General features: G+C 27.1%; 15 protein-coding genes. 8 read left to right on the top strand and 7 right to left on the bottom strand.

The window, feature by feature from the left end; translation table 11 throughout:
* Positions 1 to 50 precede the first annotated feature (50 nt).
* From KGF48_RS09750 to KGF48_RS09760, 3 genes are all read right to left on the bottom strand, one after another.
* Positions 51 to 1,232, bottom strand: coding sequence for a sensor histidine kinase (locus tag KGF48_RS09750; protein WP_227867994.1), 1,182 nt, complete (start codon positions 1,230 to 1,232; stop codon positions 51 to 53).
* Complete coding sequence (locus KGF48_RS09755; RefSeq protein ID WP_227867995.1) at positions 1,232 to 1,894, bottom strand: response regulator transcription factor; 663 nt, start codon at positions 1,892 to 1,894, stop codon at positions 1,232 to 1,234. The genes KGF48_RS09750 and KGF48_RS09755 overlap by 1 nt, the downstream gene beginning before the upstream one ends.
* Before the next feature lie 74 nt (positions 1,895 to 1,968).
* Complete coding sequence (locus tag KGF48_RS09760) at positions 1,969 to 2,607, bottom strand: TetR/AcrR family transcriptional regulator (protein WP_227867996.1); 639 nt, start codon at positions 2,605 to 2,607, stop codon at positions 1,969 to 1,971.
* Positions 2,608 to 2,775: 168 nt separating this feature from the next.
* Here KGF48_RS09760 and KGF48_RS09765 point away from each other — a divergent pair, with 168 nt between their 5' ends.
* The 5 genes from KGF48_RS09765 (at position 2,776) to KGF48_RS09785 (ending at position 6,887) form a co-directional block, all read left to right on the top strand.
* Positions 2,776 to 3,384, top strand: coding sequence for an MBL fold metallo-hydrolase (locus KGF48_RS09765; RefSeq protein WP_227838868.1), 609 nt, complete (start codon positions 2,776 to 2,778; stop codon positions 3,382 to 3,384).
* Between the two features lie 118 nt (positions 3,385 to 3,502).
* Positions 3,503 to 4,213, top strand: coding sequence for a PadR family transcriptional regulator (locus tag KGF48_RS09770; RefSeq protein WP_227838921.1), 711 nt, complete (start codon positions 3,503 to 3,505; stop codon positions 4,211 to 4,213).
* A gap of 101 nt (positions 4,214 to 4,314) precedes the next feature.
* Positions 4,315 to 5,073, top strand: coding sequence for an ABC transporter ATP-binding protein (locus KGF48_RS09775; RefSeq protein ID WP_227838867.1), 759 nt, complete (start codon positions 4,315 to 4,317; stop codon positions 5,071 to 5,073).
* A gap of 3 nt (positions 5,074 to 5,076) precedes the next feature.
* Positions 5,077 to 5,817, top strand: coding sequence for an ABC transporter permease (locus KGF48_RS09780; RefSeq protein WP_227867997.1), 741 nt, complete (start codon positions 5,077 to 5,079; stop codon positions 5,815 to 5,817).
* The gene (locus KGF48_RS09785; RefSeq protein ID WP_227838865.1) at positions 5,817 to 6,887 is read left to right on the top strand and encodes an ABC transporter permease; all 1,071 of its coding nucleotides are present in this window, start codon (positions 5,817 to 5,819) and stop codon (positions 6,885 to 6,887) included. The genes KGF48_RS09780 and KGF48_RS09785 overlap by 1 nt, the downstream gene beginning before the upstream one ends.
* A gap of 113 nt (positions 6,888 to 7,000) precedes the next feature.
* On the opposite strand, the gene KGF48_RS09790 is transcribed toward KGF48_RS09785, so the two are convergent.
* Together KGF48_RS09790 and KGF48_RS09795 are read right to left on the bottom strand one after the other, a co-directional pair.
* Positions 7,001 to 7,660, bottom strand: a complete 660-nt coding sequence (locus tag KGF48_RS09790; RefSeq protein WP_227867998.1) for a chloramphenicol acetyltransferase — start codon at positions 7,658 to 7,660, stop codon at positions 7,001 to 7,003.
* The gene (locus KGF48_RS09795) at positions 7,653 to 8,231 is read right to left on the bottom strand and encodes a TetR/AcrR family transcriptional regulator (RefSeq protein WP_227838863.1); all 579 of its coding nucleotides are present in this window, start codon (positions 8,229 to 8,231) and stop codon (positions 7,653 to 7,655) included. Before KGF48_RS09795 ends, KGF48_RS09790 begins: the two co-directional genes overlap by 8 nt.
* 361 nt (positions 8,232 to 8,592) lie before the next feature.
* On the opposite strand from KGF48_RS09795, the gene KGF48_RS09800 reads away from it, so the two are divergent.
* Entirely contained in the window at positions 8,593 to 10,671 is a 2,079-nt protein-coding gene (locus KGF48_RS09800) for a penicillin-binding transpeptidase domain-containing protein (protein WP_227867999.1), read from the top strand.
* Between the two features lie 303 nt (positions 10,672 to 10,974).
* Here KGF48_RS09800 and KGF48_RS09805 read toward each other — a convergent pair whose 3' ends face one another.
* Positions 10,975 to 12,777, bottom strand: coding sequence for a BlaR1 family beta-lactam sensor/signal transducer (locus KGF48_RS09805; RefSeq protein WP_227841396.1), 1,803 nt, complete (start codon positions 12,775 to 12,777; stop codon positions 10,975 to 10,977).
* 2 nt (positions 12,778 to 12,779) lie between these two features.
* On the bottom strand, positions 12,780 to 13,166 hold the full coding sequence (locus KGF48_RS09810) for a BlaI/MecI/CopY family transcriptional regulator (protein ID WP_227829370.1): 387 nt from the start codon (positions 13,164 to 13,166) through the stop codon (positions 12,780 to 12,782).
* A 263-nt stretch (positions 13,167 to 13,429) separates the two neighbouring features.
* On the opposite strand from KGF48_RS09810, the gene KGF48_RS09815 reads away from it, so the two are divergent.
* Both KGF48_RS09815 and KGF48_RS09820 read left to right on the top strand, forming a co-directional pair.
* The gene (locus tag KGF48_RS09815) at positions 13,430 to 14,107 is read left to right on the top strand and encodes a flavodoxin family protein (protein ID WP_227829371.1); all 678 of its coding nucleotides are present in this window, start codon (positions 13,430 to 13,432) and stop codon (positions 14,105 to 14,107) included.
* Positions 14,108 to 14,118: 11 nt separating this feature from the next.
* The gene (locus KGF48_RS09820) at positions 14,119 to 14,373 is read left to right on the top strand and encodes a MarR family transcriptional regulator (protein WP_227829372.1); all 255 of its coding nucleotides are present in this window, start codon (positions 14,119 to 14,121) and stop codon (positions 14,371 to 14,373) included.
* Positions 14,374 to 14,705 lie beyond the last annotated feature (332 nt).

Genomic DNA, 14,705 nt, shown 5'->3' on the forward strand with positions numbered 1-14,705 from the left:
ATAGGATATAATGTAACTGGATTATAGGTGTTCTCCTATAATCCAGTCTTTTATGTATAAAACTTAATTATGAATCGTGCACCACCATGATGACCATTTTCTGCATGTATAGTACCATTTTGACCTTCTATAATAGACTTTGATAGAGCAAGACCTATACCAATGCTGTCTTTACTAGCATTTTTACCACGATAAAATCGATTAAAAATATATGGTAGGTCTTCTTGAGCAAAACCTTTCCCATTATCCTCTATAATAATTTCAATGTATAGAGGGTTTTTACTATAATAAGCAACAATATGTCCGCCATCTTCTACATGTTCACTGCAGTTTTTAAGAATATTTAAAAGAGCTTCCAAAGTCCAGTTAATATCAATCTCAAATTCTACAAACGAAGAGTCTTCAATAATAAATGTCTGATTTTTTTCTTTTAAAATTCCTTCTATAGGTTCAACAGCATTAGTAAGAAGAGAATGGACATCTATAAGTTTATTTTCAAATATTAAAGTACTTGCATCTAATTTTGACAAAGTAAGTAAAGATGACACCAATCTTTCTAATCTTAATATTTGGTTTGTAAGTCTATTAAGGTAATCTATTTCTTCATCTGGACAACTTTCTGCAAGTAATTGTGCCATAAGTGACATAGAAGTAATTGGAGTTTTAAGTTGATGTGCAATATCTGCAAGATTATCTGAAAGAGTTTGTCTTTCTTTTAAAGCAAATTCTTTTGAGCAACGAAGTTCTCCCACAGTTTTATATATCTCGTCTTCAAGATGTGAAAACTCATCTTCACATCGTAAAAGTATGGATTCTTTCCCTAAATTGACTTCTTCCAAATAGTGAGTAAGAGTATTGATTCTAATCATGTTATGTATTTTTTTTCTATACTGAATTATGAACACAACCATAGCCATTGTTGACACTATAACAAAGGATACTATCATGAAATAAAAAAAGTTTTTATACCAAAATGTATTTTTAGTATAACCATGTTTTAATAAAATCTCATTTCCTACATTAAAGTCATGAGAACTTGAATTTTTTAGTGATTCTAAAATATATTCTGTAGATTTAGGGTTAAGTTGATATGATGTACCAATGGTTTTAGATATCATATTATATTCTTCAGAAGAAGTTATAGTTGTTAGAATTATACTTAACAAAATAGTGATAGCTAAGCAGAATACTATAAAAATAACAGTATTATTGATATTTCTTGGAGTTTTCACTAGCTGTCCTCCATTCTATATCCTATACCTCTCAAGGTCTTTATGCAGGATGGATTTTTTAGTTTTTCTCTAAGTCGCTTTATTGTAACAGTAAGAGTATTATCATTTACAAAGTTGCCATCTATATCCCAGAGCATTTCTAATAGTTTTGCACGAGTAAGTGCTTTATTTTTATTTTCCATTAAGCTTAGGAGTAGTTTGTATTCTCCTGCTGTCAAAGGGATTTCAATATTATCCAAATATACTTTAACTTCATCTTTATTCAATTTTATATTTTCACATGTAAGAGTGCTAGTAGTGTTATATTGGGTACGCCTAAGCACAGCATTAATTCTAGATTGAAGTACTGAAAGCAAGAATGGCTTAACCACATAGTCGTCTGCACCCATATCCAGACCTTGTACAATATCTTTTTCATCATCACTCACTGTCAAAAATATCACTGGAGTATCTCTTATATTTTTAACATATTTACAAAATTCATATCCAATCCCATCAGGTAGATTTAAATCAAGTAGAATTAAATCGATATCTTTGTCAAATTTTTTCTTAGCTTCAGTAATTGTACTATAACAACAAACTACATGTTTTTTCTTTTCTAGGGAAGCTTTTATTCCAAATGCAATTGTATCATCATCTTCTAAAAGAAGTATTTTTGCCATTTATTTTCAGTCCTTTCATTTAAAAAAATTTATAGTGTAAAATAAAATCCCTGTCAAAAACTTATAAATTAAAACTACGCTTTAAGTGAATCTATCAAAAGACCAAGTGTGGTTTCAATAAATTTTTTCTCTTCTATATTAAAATTGTTGAGATACGATTTTCCTGTTATAGATAATAAATTAAAAAATCCTGTAAGTGTAAATATTGATGAATACATAAGAGTAGGTATCTCAATATCTAACCTAATACTTCCATCAACTTTTCCCATTTCAAATAGTTCTTGTATTTCTTCAAACATAAACTTATTGAAAGAAAAAAAATTTTCTTTAAAAGGTATCTCTAAGTCTGAATTTTTAGATTGTACAAGTCCAATCATTCCCATTAAAGCTAGTAAAGAAGGCTCCTTACAATAAAATTTATGAAATGCAGAATATGAAAATTTTAATTTTTCAAATCCAGTTTTACCTTTTGAACTTTCTATTTTAACACTATTCCAAAGTCTTTTATACCCTCTTAGTACAACAGCAAAAAATAAATCTTCTTTGCATGAAAAATACTTATATATAGTACGTTTTGTATATTCTACTTCTTTTGCTAGTTCATTCATAGAAGTGTTATCAAATCCATTAAGACAAAATAATTTTTCTGCTTTAACAATAATTTCATTTTCTTTTTGAATTTTTTCTTTATCTCTTCTTGATAATTCTGACATATAAAATACTCCTTTCTACTGATTCTATTGATAAAAAAATATACTGATGGTATACTTGTATAACGATAGTATACTTTTTAAAAATAAAGTTAATGTAAAGCACTATAATTTATTATAACTTTACTAATTAATTATATAGGTAAAATATAAAATAAGGGGGATTTATTTATGAAAATAAAAGAAAATGTATTGTTGTTAGATAGTACTCATGGTGCAAATTGTTTTATTGTGTTTGATGAAGAGATTACATTGATAGATACAGGACTTCCTTTTATGGGGAATAGTATAATTAAAGAATTAAAAACACTTGGGATTCAACTAACTGAGATTAAGCATATTTTACTGACTCATCATGATGTTGACCATATATCTAATATTAAGTTATTGAAAGAACATACAGGAGCAAAAGTGTGGGCTCATATGGAAGATATACCTTTTATTATAGGGAAGAAGGATAGACCTGGATTCAAAAAATTTATTGGAAAGACAATTTCAAAAAGAATTATTAAAGATGTAGAGCCTTATAGAAATAATATGCAAGTCGGGAATATAAAAATTATTCATACTCCTGGACATACACCAGGACATGTATGTATGCTTTTTGAAGATGTATTGTTTGCAGGAGATTTAGTTAAGAATAAGAAAGGAAATATAATCCCATATCCTAATCTGTGGAACTGGGATTCTGAAAAAATGATGAAATCTGTAAGTGAGATAGAAAATTTAAAATACAATTGGATATGTATGTCTCATGGGATTCCTTGTGCTAAACAATAAAAATAGTAAGTTATGATATATTTATTTAAATAACAACTATTGACTATATACAACGTTGGTGATAATATAATATCCAAGATAGAGTATAAGGTGGTGAATTTTTCTGATACGTACTTTAATTTTATATTATTTAAATATTAAGCCAACACATGGATATGAGATTCAAAAATTTTTACAGGTTTCTGGTGCAGATAGATGGACAAAAATACAATCAGGTTCAATCTACTATGCATTGACAAAGCTAGAAAAAGATGGGGCAGTCAGAGTTTTGAGAGAAGAAAAAACTGGTGCTAGAATTCGTAAGATTTATGAGATTACACAAAGTGGTAAAGTGGAGTTAAAGGAAGAACTACAAAAAGAATTACAGATGCCTATAGTTCCAGTAGGTTCAAATAAATTCCTGTTGTATAATATTTTAGATGTATTACCAAGAGATACTATACAAATCAATCTTGAAAAGCATATAAAGCATCTTATAGAGCAGAAAAAGTATTGGGAAAACTGGAAAGAAATTAAAAATATTGATAAAAAAAGTCTTCCAACAGAAAGAATTGCCTTTGATATGACAATAGATAATTTGAATTATCAAATACTATGGCATGAGGAAATACTCAATAATATTGATAAGTACATATCTGTTGGTTATGAAACACAGAACGTAATTAAATCTATAGATTTTTCAAATATAGAAGACGATTTTTTATTTGAAAATGAGGCAAAAAGTGAACTATTAGAGGTTCAAAAACTCAGAGATGAAATAATTAATAATCCAGACAAAGCTATCGAGAATATAGATAAAATAATACTAAAATTACAAAATAAAAAATAAGTTTATTTATAATAGCACGAGTCAAAGACTCGTGTTTTAAAAAAATAATATATACAACATTGGATATATAATATTGGTTAAAATATTAGGAGGTTTTATAAATGGAAAATGTACTATTAGAGATTGAAAAGTTATCTAAAAGATATAACAATAAGGAAGTTGTATCAGGAGAGAGTTTTAAAATACTAGAAGGAGATATTTTAGGTTTTATTGGACCAAATGGAGCAGGAAAAAGCACATCTATTAATATGTTTACTACAACTGTATCTCCAGATAGTGGAGATATATATTATAGGGGTAAAAGTATCAAAACTCAGCAAAATATCTTTAAAAGTGCTCTTGGTGTTGTACCACAAGAGCTGGCAATATATGAAGACCTAAGTGCATATGATAATGTTAAATTCTTTTGTTCATTGTATGGTTTTAGAGGAAATGAACTTAAATCTCGAACTAAAGAGGCTTTGGAGTTTGTCGAACTTTGGGGTAGACATAAAGAACTACCATCAAAATTTTCTGGAGGAATGAAACGTAGATTAAATATAGCTTGTGCAATTGCACATAGCCCTAAAATTCTCATTATGGATGAGCCAACAGTTGGAATTGACCCTCAATCGAGAAATAAAATTATGGAAGCAATTAAAACGATTAATAAGAATGGTACAACAGTTATTTATACTAGTCACTATATGGAGGAAATAGAAGCTTTATGTAATAGGATTGTTTTAATTGATAAAGGAGTAATTTTAGAAGACTTAGATAAAAGCTTATATAAAGATAAGTATTTAAAACTTGGTTGCAAGACACTGGAGGATATTTTTTTATATCTTACAGGTACAAATTTGAGAGATTTGGAGGAATAATAGATGAGATATTTTTTGCCATTGTTTAGATTAGGAATCAAGCGAACAAGTAAAGATTTTTTTATTTTATTTTATAATATTGTTTTTCCATTAATAATCATAATGTTATTAGGATATTTAACATCAAAGTCTTATGGAACAGAATTTACATCATATAACTATTATACTATTGTCACAATACCATTTTGTATTCTTATGGGAATCATTAGTGTTTCATATGCTGCACAAGATGAGAAAATTTCTAATACATCCTATCGTTATATGATTTCTCCTATTTCCATAAAAGAGTTAGTACTTTCAAAACTTTTCTCTTGTACAATTATACTTTCACTGTGTAATGTAATAACTTTAGTTATAATAAAAGGAGTTTTTCAGATAAGTTTTGGTGGAAATTTTTTAGCTATTATTTTTCTTTTAGTGTGTGAGTCAACTGTAGTATCAGCTATAGGTTTGTTTTTAGGTCTTGCATGCAAAAACTTAGATATACTACGTAATGTCATTAATATACCAATAGTAATTTTTGGTTTCTTAGGAGGTGTATTTTTTCCAGTTAGTTCATTAAATCCAGTTGTTTCATTAGTAATTAATATATCACCATTAACTTGGGTCAATAGGAGTATAGTTACTTGTATTTATGATGATAATTTACAACCCCTTTTTAATATATCATCTATATTTGTAATGACAAGTATTTTAATGACAGTACTTACAGTTAAATTATTTAAAAGGGAGGCCTTTATATAGTGAACTTACTAGGTATTTTTAATAATAATTTTAAAAGAAATATAAATAAAAAATCGGGTTTTTTAGTTATACTATTATTTCCAATAATTATAGTAATACTTGGAGTACTAGCAAATTACATAAGTAAACCATCTTTTAATATTGGGATTTTGAGTGAGTATAAAAATGAACAAGTTTTAAATAAATCTGAAAAGAAGATTTATACAGATATGGTTAAGACATTAAAAAGCACTCAAGGAATTGATGTTGAAATTGCAGACTTTAAAACAGTCAAAACTGATATTATAACTGGAAAATATTCTGCTGTTATATATTTCAATAAGGGTAATTTCAAACTGTATTCGATAAAAGATAAAAATACAAATAATATATTAGAGTATTTAATAGAATCATATAAAGAAGATTCAACACCTATAAATATAAATAAACTACAAGAAAATACCTTAGGTGTTTTGCAAAGAATAATTGCTTTTATTGTATTATTTTTAATGATAACATCTACTGTTACAGCATCAATGATTATTAAAGATAAAAATTCAGGTACATTTACAAGAATATTATATTCACCACAAAATATAAGAGGATATGTGTTAGGGAATATACTATATAACTTTGCAATCACATATTTTCAATATTTAGTTTCAATAACTATCATTAAATTGTTTAATATTGATATTAGTATCAGTTATATAAATTTACTTTTAATGGGTGTATGGATATCGGCTTTAGCAACTTCTTTTGGAACATTTGTATCTTCATTGTTTAATAAAGAGATGTATGCAAATTTATTTGCTACTGGTATATCTCTTATACTATCACTTATTGGTGGTTCATTTATTCCAATTGATAAAATGCCTACTATGTTGCAAAATATGAGTATCATAAGTCCAATACGATGGTTTATAAGTATTTCGACTTACATGGAAGATGGTAAAGGATGGTTTTCTAATATGAACTATATTTATATTTTAACATCAATAATAGTAGTTTTAGTTTTGTTAACTGTGGGATGTACTAAGAGAGTAAAGTATTTAAATAAAATTGAAGAAAAAATAAATAATTATAATTAAAATAAGAAAAAATATGAGTATAAGTAAACAATCACATTATCTTATTCATGTAATGTGATTGTTTATCTTAGATTATAAATATTATAATATATGTCTATAATACAGATTATTTTTTAGAATAACCATGTATCAGTATTAAAGCACATTTTTTGTATATCATCAATAAAACAACTTACATGGTATCCATCAGTAGCTGCATGATGTACTGTTATAGAAAGAGGGAGAAGTATTTTTTCATCTTTTTGATAATATTTGCCTGATTCAACTGTAGGGAAAAAATAATTTTCAAGACCATGATTATGTACAGTAAAGCTTTTAAAACTAATCCATGGAAGACATGAAACAGTATAGCAATTTTTTGGAGGATTAGGTTTTGCTAAAAAACCATAATTTTTTCCATATTGTTCAATATCATTTAAATAACTTTTATAGAATATTGAAAAATCTTTATTGTATTCTGTCCATATTGATGAAAAAGTTTTATTATCATCATGAAAAATTGCATAAAATGGAGTTAAAGTGTCCCAATATCCAAGTTCATTTTCATCATATGCAATCTTTAGTTCTTTATATCGATTTAAACAAGTTGTTACTATATATAGATATGCTGGATAAAATTTGATATTTCTCTTTTTTGTTTCATCAAGTAAACGAGTAATATCTATTTCTATAGTTAAATCAAATCCTACATTTGTCATCTTTGAAAAATAATAAAAATGTGTATATCGTTCCCAGTTTTGTAAGTCAATTTTATGGAATTGTTGTTTATTCATATAAAATCACCATATCCTTTATAAAATTTATTTGCTTATCAATATCGTCATCTGTAAGTACTAAAACAGGTGCTGATGTCTTCATACTATCAAACAAGAACATTATGTGTGTTGCAAGTGTCATAGAATTACATTTTTTAAATTCACCTTTAGATTGCCCATAATCAATTAACTTCGAAAGCATTGTAATGGCTGAATTATATCTTTTGTTCATATAATCACGCTGGTCTTTTTCTACAAAAGCAAATTCATGGATTGCAAAATCTAATCCAGAGTATTCACTTTGTATTTCTGACTTTTGTTGATTAAGAAAATACTCTAACATCTGCCTAGCTGATATATCTTCCTTGATACTTTCATCTAATAAATTTTTAGCATTATCTTTATGAGAATTTAACATATCAATAAAAATTTCTTTTGTTGAATTAAAATGTCTGTATAGACCACCACGACTTAAATTACATGCCTCACAAAGATCTTTCATAGTTACATTACTATAGCCTTTTTCAGAAAATAACTTTATTGAAATATCAATAATAAATTGTTTAGTTTGCATTCCTTTTGTTGCCATAGATTTTCCTCCTTTGCGACATAACTGTCGTTTTTAATTATAAGACACTTGTGTCGCTTTGTCAATTTAAATTTATATAGTATAAAACAGCCAGCAAATAAAATGGTTAGTAAATAAAATAACTCTAATTTATTTTTAAATTAAGGTGAAAGTTTATTAAAATAGTAATAATAATATTGACTTTTAAAACTTACGTATGTAATATATAAATTACTATCAATTATGTTATTTTAATATATATTTTTTTATGAGGATATTTAAAAACAATAAAATAATAAAAAATAGATAGTTGATGTATTTATGGGAGTATTTTGATTTTAAAGCTTACGTATGTAATATATTGAAGAATAAGGGGGTTTGTATGAAAAAAAAGATAAAAACAAAAAAATTATTAATCTTTGGTGCTTTAGTCTGTTTAGTTGTAGTTATTATTGGTATTACAACTAATTTTGTATTAAATGGATTTAATAAAATCAAGCCAGATGAAGTATTAAAACAGTATATGTCTCTCGCAAATGAAAGGCAATATGAAAAAATGTACAACCTATTAGACGAAAAAAGTAAACTAGAAAACAAAAAAGAAGATTTCATTTCTAGAAATAAAAAAATATACGAAGGAATTAGTGCACATAATATAAGTATTGATATTAAGGATATTAAAAAAGATGAAAAGGAAGGTACAAAAATAAATTATGATTCTAAAATAGACACTTTAGCAGGAGAAATCTCATTTTCAAATGAAGTATTATTGACTAAAGACAAACAAAAAAACTATAAAATAAGATGGCAGTCAAACGTTATATTTCCAGAACTTGAAAATGATAATAAGGTGCTAGTATCAACACTTAAAGCTAAAAGAGGAAATATTTTAGATAGAAATGGTGAAGTACTTGCTGGGAAAGGTCTTGCATCTGTTATAGGATTAGTGCCTAGAAAGATGAGTAATAATGTAGAAGACCTAAAAAAACTATCTGATTTACTAGATATACCAGTTGAGCAAATCCAAAAAAAATTAGATGCATCTTGGGTAAAAGAAAACTCAATGGTACCTATAAAAACTATTGAAAAAATAGAAGAAAATCCAGATGGCTCTGTAACAGAAAAAGATAAATTATTACAAGAATCACTACTTAGCATTTCAGGAGTTAAAATATCTAATACAGAGGTAAGAGCATATCCACTAGGTGAAAAAGCTGGCCATTTAACTGGGTATGTTCAAAATGTGAATGCAGAAATATTAAAAGAAAAAAAGGGAAAGAACTACAATGCTAATAGCATAATCGGTAAAATTGGTTTAGAAAGTCTATTGGAAGACAGAATACGTGGTATTGATGGGTGTGAGATTATTATAGCTGATAGATATGGAGATAAAAAAGAAACTTTAGCAATTGTTCCAAAGCAAGATGGGGAAGATGTCAAACTGACTATTGATTCAAAGCTACAGAGTAAATTATATGACCAGTTGAAAAATGATAAGGGTTGTGCAGTGGTTATGAATCCTAAAACAGGAGAGATTTTATCTCTTATAAGTAGTCCATCATACAATCCAAATGAATTTATACTAGGTATGTCAGAGGATAGATGGAAAAAACTCAATGAAAATGAAAATAAACCAATGTATAATAGATTTAAAGCCAGATTATGTCCAGGGTCTTCTTTTAAACCAGTTACTGCTGGTATTGGAATAACAACAGGAAAGATTAATCCTAATGAAAATTTTGGTCATAGTGGTCTTAGTTGGCAAAAAGATTCTAGTTGGGGAAGTTATAAGGTAACTACATTAAAGGATTATGGAAATACTGTAAATATGAAAAATGCATTGATTTATTCTGATAATATTTATTTTGCCAAAGCAGCATTAAAAATAGGTGAAGATGTATTATCAAAAGAACTGTTAAAACTAGGATTTGAAGAAGGTATACCATTTGAATTTGGATTAGCTTCTTCAAAATTTGGTACTGACAATAAATTTGATACAGAAATACAATTAGCAGATAGTGGGTATGGTCAAGGTAAAGTACTTGTAAATCCAGTACATATGGCATCAATATATTCAACTTTTGTCAATGATGGAAGTATGATAAAGCCTTATCTTGAATTTAAAGAAAATCCACAGGCTGAATTCTGGAAAAAAGATGTGTTTTCTAAAGAGTCTGTGAAAATTATACGTGATGACTTAATTCAAGTTATTGAAAATCCTAATGGAACAGGTCATGGTGCTAAAACTGAAGGAATTACTATTGCTGGAAAAACTGGTACAGCAGAAATTAAAGCATCAAAAGATGATACTACTGGAACAGAGCTTGGATGGTTTAATGCGTTTACAGTTGATGAAGATAGTGACAAACAGTATCTAGCATTAGCTATGGTTGAAGATGTGAAGCATCGTGGAGGAAGCCATTATGTTATACCTATTATAAAATCAGTATTTGAAGATTAATATGATGTATTTGGGATTTATATTTTTGACATCTTATTTTTAGATAAAAGTCAAATTAATAAAAGACTTCACTATATGATGAAGTCTTTTATTAGTTCAAAAAATAAAATAGTGGCAACAATTGAGGATGTGAGGGAGAGTTGCCACTATTTATATAGGGTATTATATTATGTTTTTAAGCTAGTTTTACTATCTTCTATGTTTATATAATAACCCTTGTATATGAATTTTATAGAGAGTTAATTTGAATATTGTGTGAAGTTTTTAAATCTTAAAGAAAATGTATTAAAAAGTATATTTGCATTAATTTGTCTTATATATTTTTTTATCATTTAAAATAGATAATGTTATTTTGGCTGCTGTGCTACCATTAGAATAATCTTTACTTTGAATGTTTGTTGCAAATAAATAAGCATTTCCATCTTTTTCTACATAACCTATAAACCAACCATTTACATCTTTTCCATTTATATTAGCAGTACCAGTTTTCCCATAAAGTGATACTCCAGCTTCTTTAGATATCAATAATGAATCTTTTACAGTTTTTATATTATCATCTCTAAATTCAAATTTATTTGTATAAAAATCTTTAAGTAAATTTACCTGTTCAATAGGTGAGATTTTCAAAGAAGATTCTAGCCAATAGTTTGATATCCCAGATGAAATATCACGATTTCCATAGTTAATTTTTTCTAGATAAGTTTGTATGTCTTTTATACCATTTTTTTTGTCTAAATCTTGAAAATACCAATTAACAGAGTTTTCCATAGCAGAAAATAAGTCGTGGTCTTTATTCCAAGAATCATTAGTGTGATACTTCCCATTCCAATGAATGTATGAATTATCTCTTGTTATTACACCATTTTCTAATCCCAACAAAGCACTATAAATTTTATAAGTGGAGTCTGGTGAAATTCTCGTCTTACTTTTTTCTTCATTGTAAATATGATACTGATTAGACTTTAAATCATACATTACAAAACTTCCATCAAAATCCTTAAAATACTGACTTAAATCTTCATATAAAGTTTGATTACTTGTAAGATTATATTTTTCATTGACATCTGCCATAATGGATAGTGTAGGGCTATTTCCAAATACAATTAAAGCTATTATTGTAAAAATTAAAATGCTTTTAAGTTTTAAAGTTTTTGACTCAATTTGGAAATCTCTTATCTTTAATATACGTCTTTTTATTTGATTTTTTGAACCACCGATATCTGAAGTAAGTGTGAGATTAGATGGTTTTGAGAGATTATCTATAAAATTTATTATGGTATGTCCATATTCTATGTAGCTATTTTCATCAAGTCTCTTTAAAACTGAAATATCACATGCAATCTCACGGTCTAATCTCATTTCTTTAAGTGCATACCAGACAAGAGGATTAAACCAATATAATATTTGGAAAAAACATATTATATAGTTTACTAAAATATCTTTGTTTTTAGAGTGTTGTAATTCATGAAGTAAAATATATCGTATGTCTTTTAAAGATAATTTGGATATAGATTCACTTGGTAATATAATGTGTGGTCTAAAGTATCCAAATGTAATAGGCGTATTTATAATAGAAGATTTACACAGTATAAAATCCTTATCTAAATCTATATTTTTTTTACAGTGCTTAAAAAGTGAAAGAATCTCTTCATCTTCTAAAATCTGTACTGATTTTTTTATATTTCTTATTTTAAAATTACAATGAACTGTAATAATTATCATGATTGTAATTCCAATTATCCATAATGTTAGCAATAAAATATTTAAATTATCAAAATTAAATTGATTCAAAGATACTGAAAAATCTTTTAATGCATTTGAATTATTAATTATATTGTCTGAAGAATCTTCTACAATCGAAGTATTTGCTGTACTATTTTCAATATGAGTAAAACTAGATATATAGCTAAATATATTTAAATGATTAATGTATTTAAGCGGAATAAATGGGATTATTAACATTATAAGTAATATAAACCCAATATTGTATTGATACATTGCAGAAATATGTTTTCTAAATATTTTTTTAGCAAGTAGGATTATAATAATTAAAAAAGATAAGGTTAGTGTGCTAAGTAAAAATCGCATAAAAAATGGAGCGTACATATTTACTTATCCTCCTTAGTTTTCCTTTTATCTAAAATATGTCTTAATTCCTCTATATCATCTTCTGATAATTTATCATTCTCTAAAAAATTTAGTACCATAGAGTTAAGAGTGCCATTATAAAAACGATTTAAAAAAGAACTACTTTCTGTAGCTACATACTCTTCTTCTTTAACAATTGGAGTATAAACAAAAACTCTGCTATTTTTTTCATATGTCAAAGCTCCCTTTTTAACCAAACGCAACAACATTGTCTGAATAGTCTTAGGACTCCATTTGCTTGTTTTTACTAGCTTTTCAATCACTTCATTCGTACTAATAGGAGCATATTTCCAGATAATTTTCATTACTTGATATTCTGCTTCTGAAATCTGTGGTAGTTTTTTCATAAGATACCTCCTTATACTTACATTTGTAATACATAAAGTATATTATCATTAGTTTGGTTTGTCAATTTTTTTAAATAGTTCATTTTCAGTCATCTAGAAAGTACATGTATTTAAATATAAATAGCATCAATTAAGCTTTAGAGGCATGAGTAATTAAGCTATATAGGTATGGTAAAAAAATAAAATTAAGGATTATATTGACAGTTAAAAAAACGGTTGATATACTTATTGTTGATATAACAACTAAAATGGAGGTATAAATTATGATAATTACAGTTATAAACGGAAGCCCTAGAAAAAATGGTGCAACATCAAAGGTTTTGAATCATTTATGCAAAGATATAAAAAGAATTAAACCAAATGTCAAAATCAATTTTTTTAATCTAAGTGAAGTCAATCCATCATATTGCATTGGTTGTTTAAATTGTTATAAAATAGGTAAGTGTATTAATCAAAATGATAAAGTAGAGTATATTCATGATATAATTACTAAGAGTGATGGCGTTATATTTGGTAGTCCAACTTATGGAAGTAGTGTAACTGGTCTTTTTAAGGTGTTTACAGATAGAGCTCATATGATGTTAGAGCGACTATTGTATCATAAACCATGTATAGCAGTTACAACATATGAAAATGCTCGTGGTTCAAAAGCTATTTCTTTTATGAAATCAATGGTTTTAGATTCAGGAGGTTATGTTTGTGGTCATTTATCTGTAAAGATTGGATTTAATCAAAATCCTATAGTTGAAAGAGTAGAGTCAAAGATACAAAAAGTATCTAAAAAATTTGTTTATTGTATAGAAGAAAAGAAAAATCCACCTGTGTTTTCTCAAATCTACGACTTTATTGCTATGAATATTATTTTAAAGCCAATGGCATTTAAAAATATTGAGCAATATAAAGGAATAATTGATAGATGGGAGGCGCAAGGTATTATTTAGATGGAGGTAATATGAGAGATTTTGAGAAATTATATGAAGTTACAAGTAAATTAATAAGTACTTCATTGAAAGTAAAAGAAGATTTAAAAAAAATGTTTAAGCAAAATGGATATGACATAACAACTGATCATTATGCTTTATTAAGATTTCTATGGGAACAAGATGGGATTTCTCAAATAGATTTGTGCGAAAAATCATGTAAGGATAAATCTAATACAACAAGAATTTTAGATGTTATGAAAAATAAAGGCTTGATTAAAAAATAGCTACGCACACTCGTGACTTTAGTCATGAGTTAGTAGCTAAAATAGTCAGCATATAGGGAAACTTATATGTAGAGATAGGATAGAACCTATCCAATACTACTTGAATTGCTGGAAACCCCTAAAGCTAACCAAACTAAAACATAAGGATGAAATAAACCTAAGTGTGAAAGTTACGAAAGTAGAAAAAATTGGTTAGATGGTATAAGGTTAAACCCTAAGTACTTTAAAATGGGCAATCAGCAGGTAAGCTCCGAATAGGAGAAACTTCAACGACTATTCCTCTTGAGGGAAGTACACTACAAGCTATCGGTAGTGGAAGTGGGTAGACCTTA

Source organism: Clostridioides sp. ZZV15-6388, assembly GCF_020657755.1.
Lineage (GTDB): Bacteria > Bacillota > Clostridia > Peptostreptococcales > Peptostreptococcaceae > Clostridioides.

Coding starts and splice junctions, on each gene's coding strand:
- KGF48_RS09755 (WP_227867995.1), bottom strand. CDS start 1,894: ATGGCAAAAATACTTCTTTTAGAAGATGATGATACAATTGCATTTGGA.
- KGF48_RS09760 (WP_227867996.1), bottom strand. CDS start 2,607: ATGTCAGAATTATCAAGAAGAGATAAAGAAAAAATTCAAAAAGAAAAT.
- KGF48_RS09765 (WP_227838868.1), top strand. CDS start 2,776: ATGAAAATAAAAGAAAATGTATTGTTGTTAGATAGTACTCATGGTGCA.
- KGF48_RS09775 (WP_227838867.1), top strand. CDS start 4,315: ATGGAAAATGTACTATTAGAGATTGAAAAGTTATCTAAAAGATATAAC.
- KGF48_RS09780 (WP_227867997.1), top strand. CDS start 5,077: ATGAGATATTTTTTGCCATTGTTTAGATTAGGAATCAAGCGAACAAGT.
- KGF48_RS09790 (WP_227867998.1), bottom strand. CDS start 7,660: ATGAATAAACAACAATTCCATAAAATTGACTTACAAAACTGGGAACGA.
- KGF48_RS09795 (WP_227838863.1), bottom strand. CDS start 8,231: ATGGCAACAAAAGGAATGCAAACTAAACAATTTATTATTGATATTTCA.
- KGF48_RS09800 (WP_227867999.1), top strand. CDS start 8,593: ATGAAAAAAAAGATAAAAACAAAAAAATTATTAATCTTTGGTGCTTTA.
- KGF48_RS09805 (WP_227841396.1), bottom strand. CDS start 12,777: ATGTACGCTCCATTTTTTATGCGATTTTTACTTAGCACACTAACCTTA.
- KGF48_RS09810 (WP_227829370.1), bottom strand. CDS start 13,166: ATGAAAAAACTACCACAGATTTCAGAAGCAGAATATCAAGTAATGAAA.
- KGF48_RS09815 (WP_227829371.1), top strand. CDS start 13,430: ATGATAATTACAGTTATAAACGGAAGCCCTAGAAAAAATGGTGCAACA.
- KGF48_RS09820 (WP_227829372.1), top strand. CDS start 14,119: ATGAGAGATTTTGAGAAATTATATGAAGTTACAAGTAAATTAATAAGT.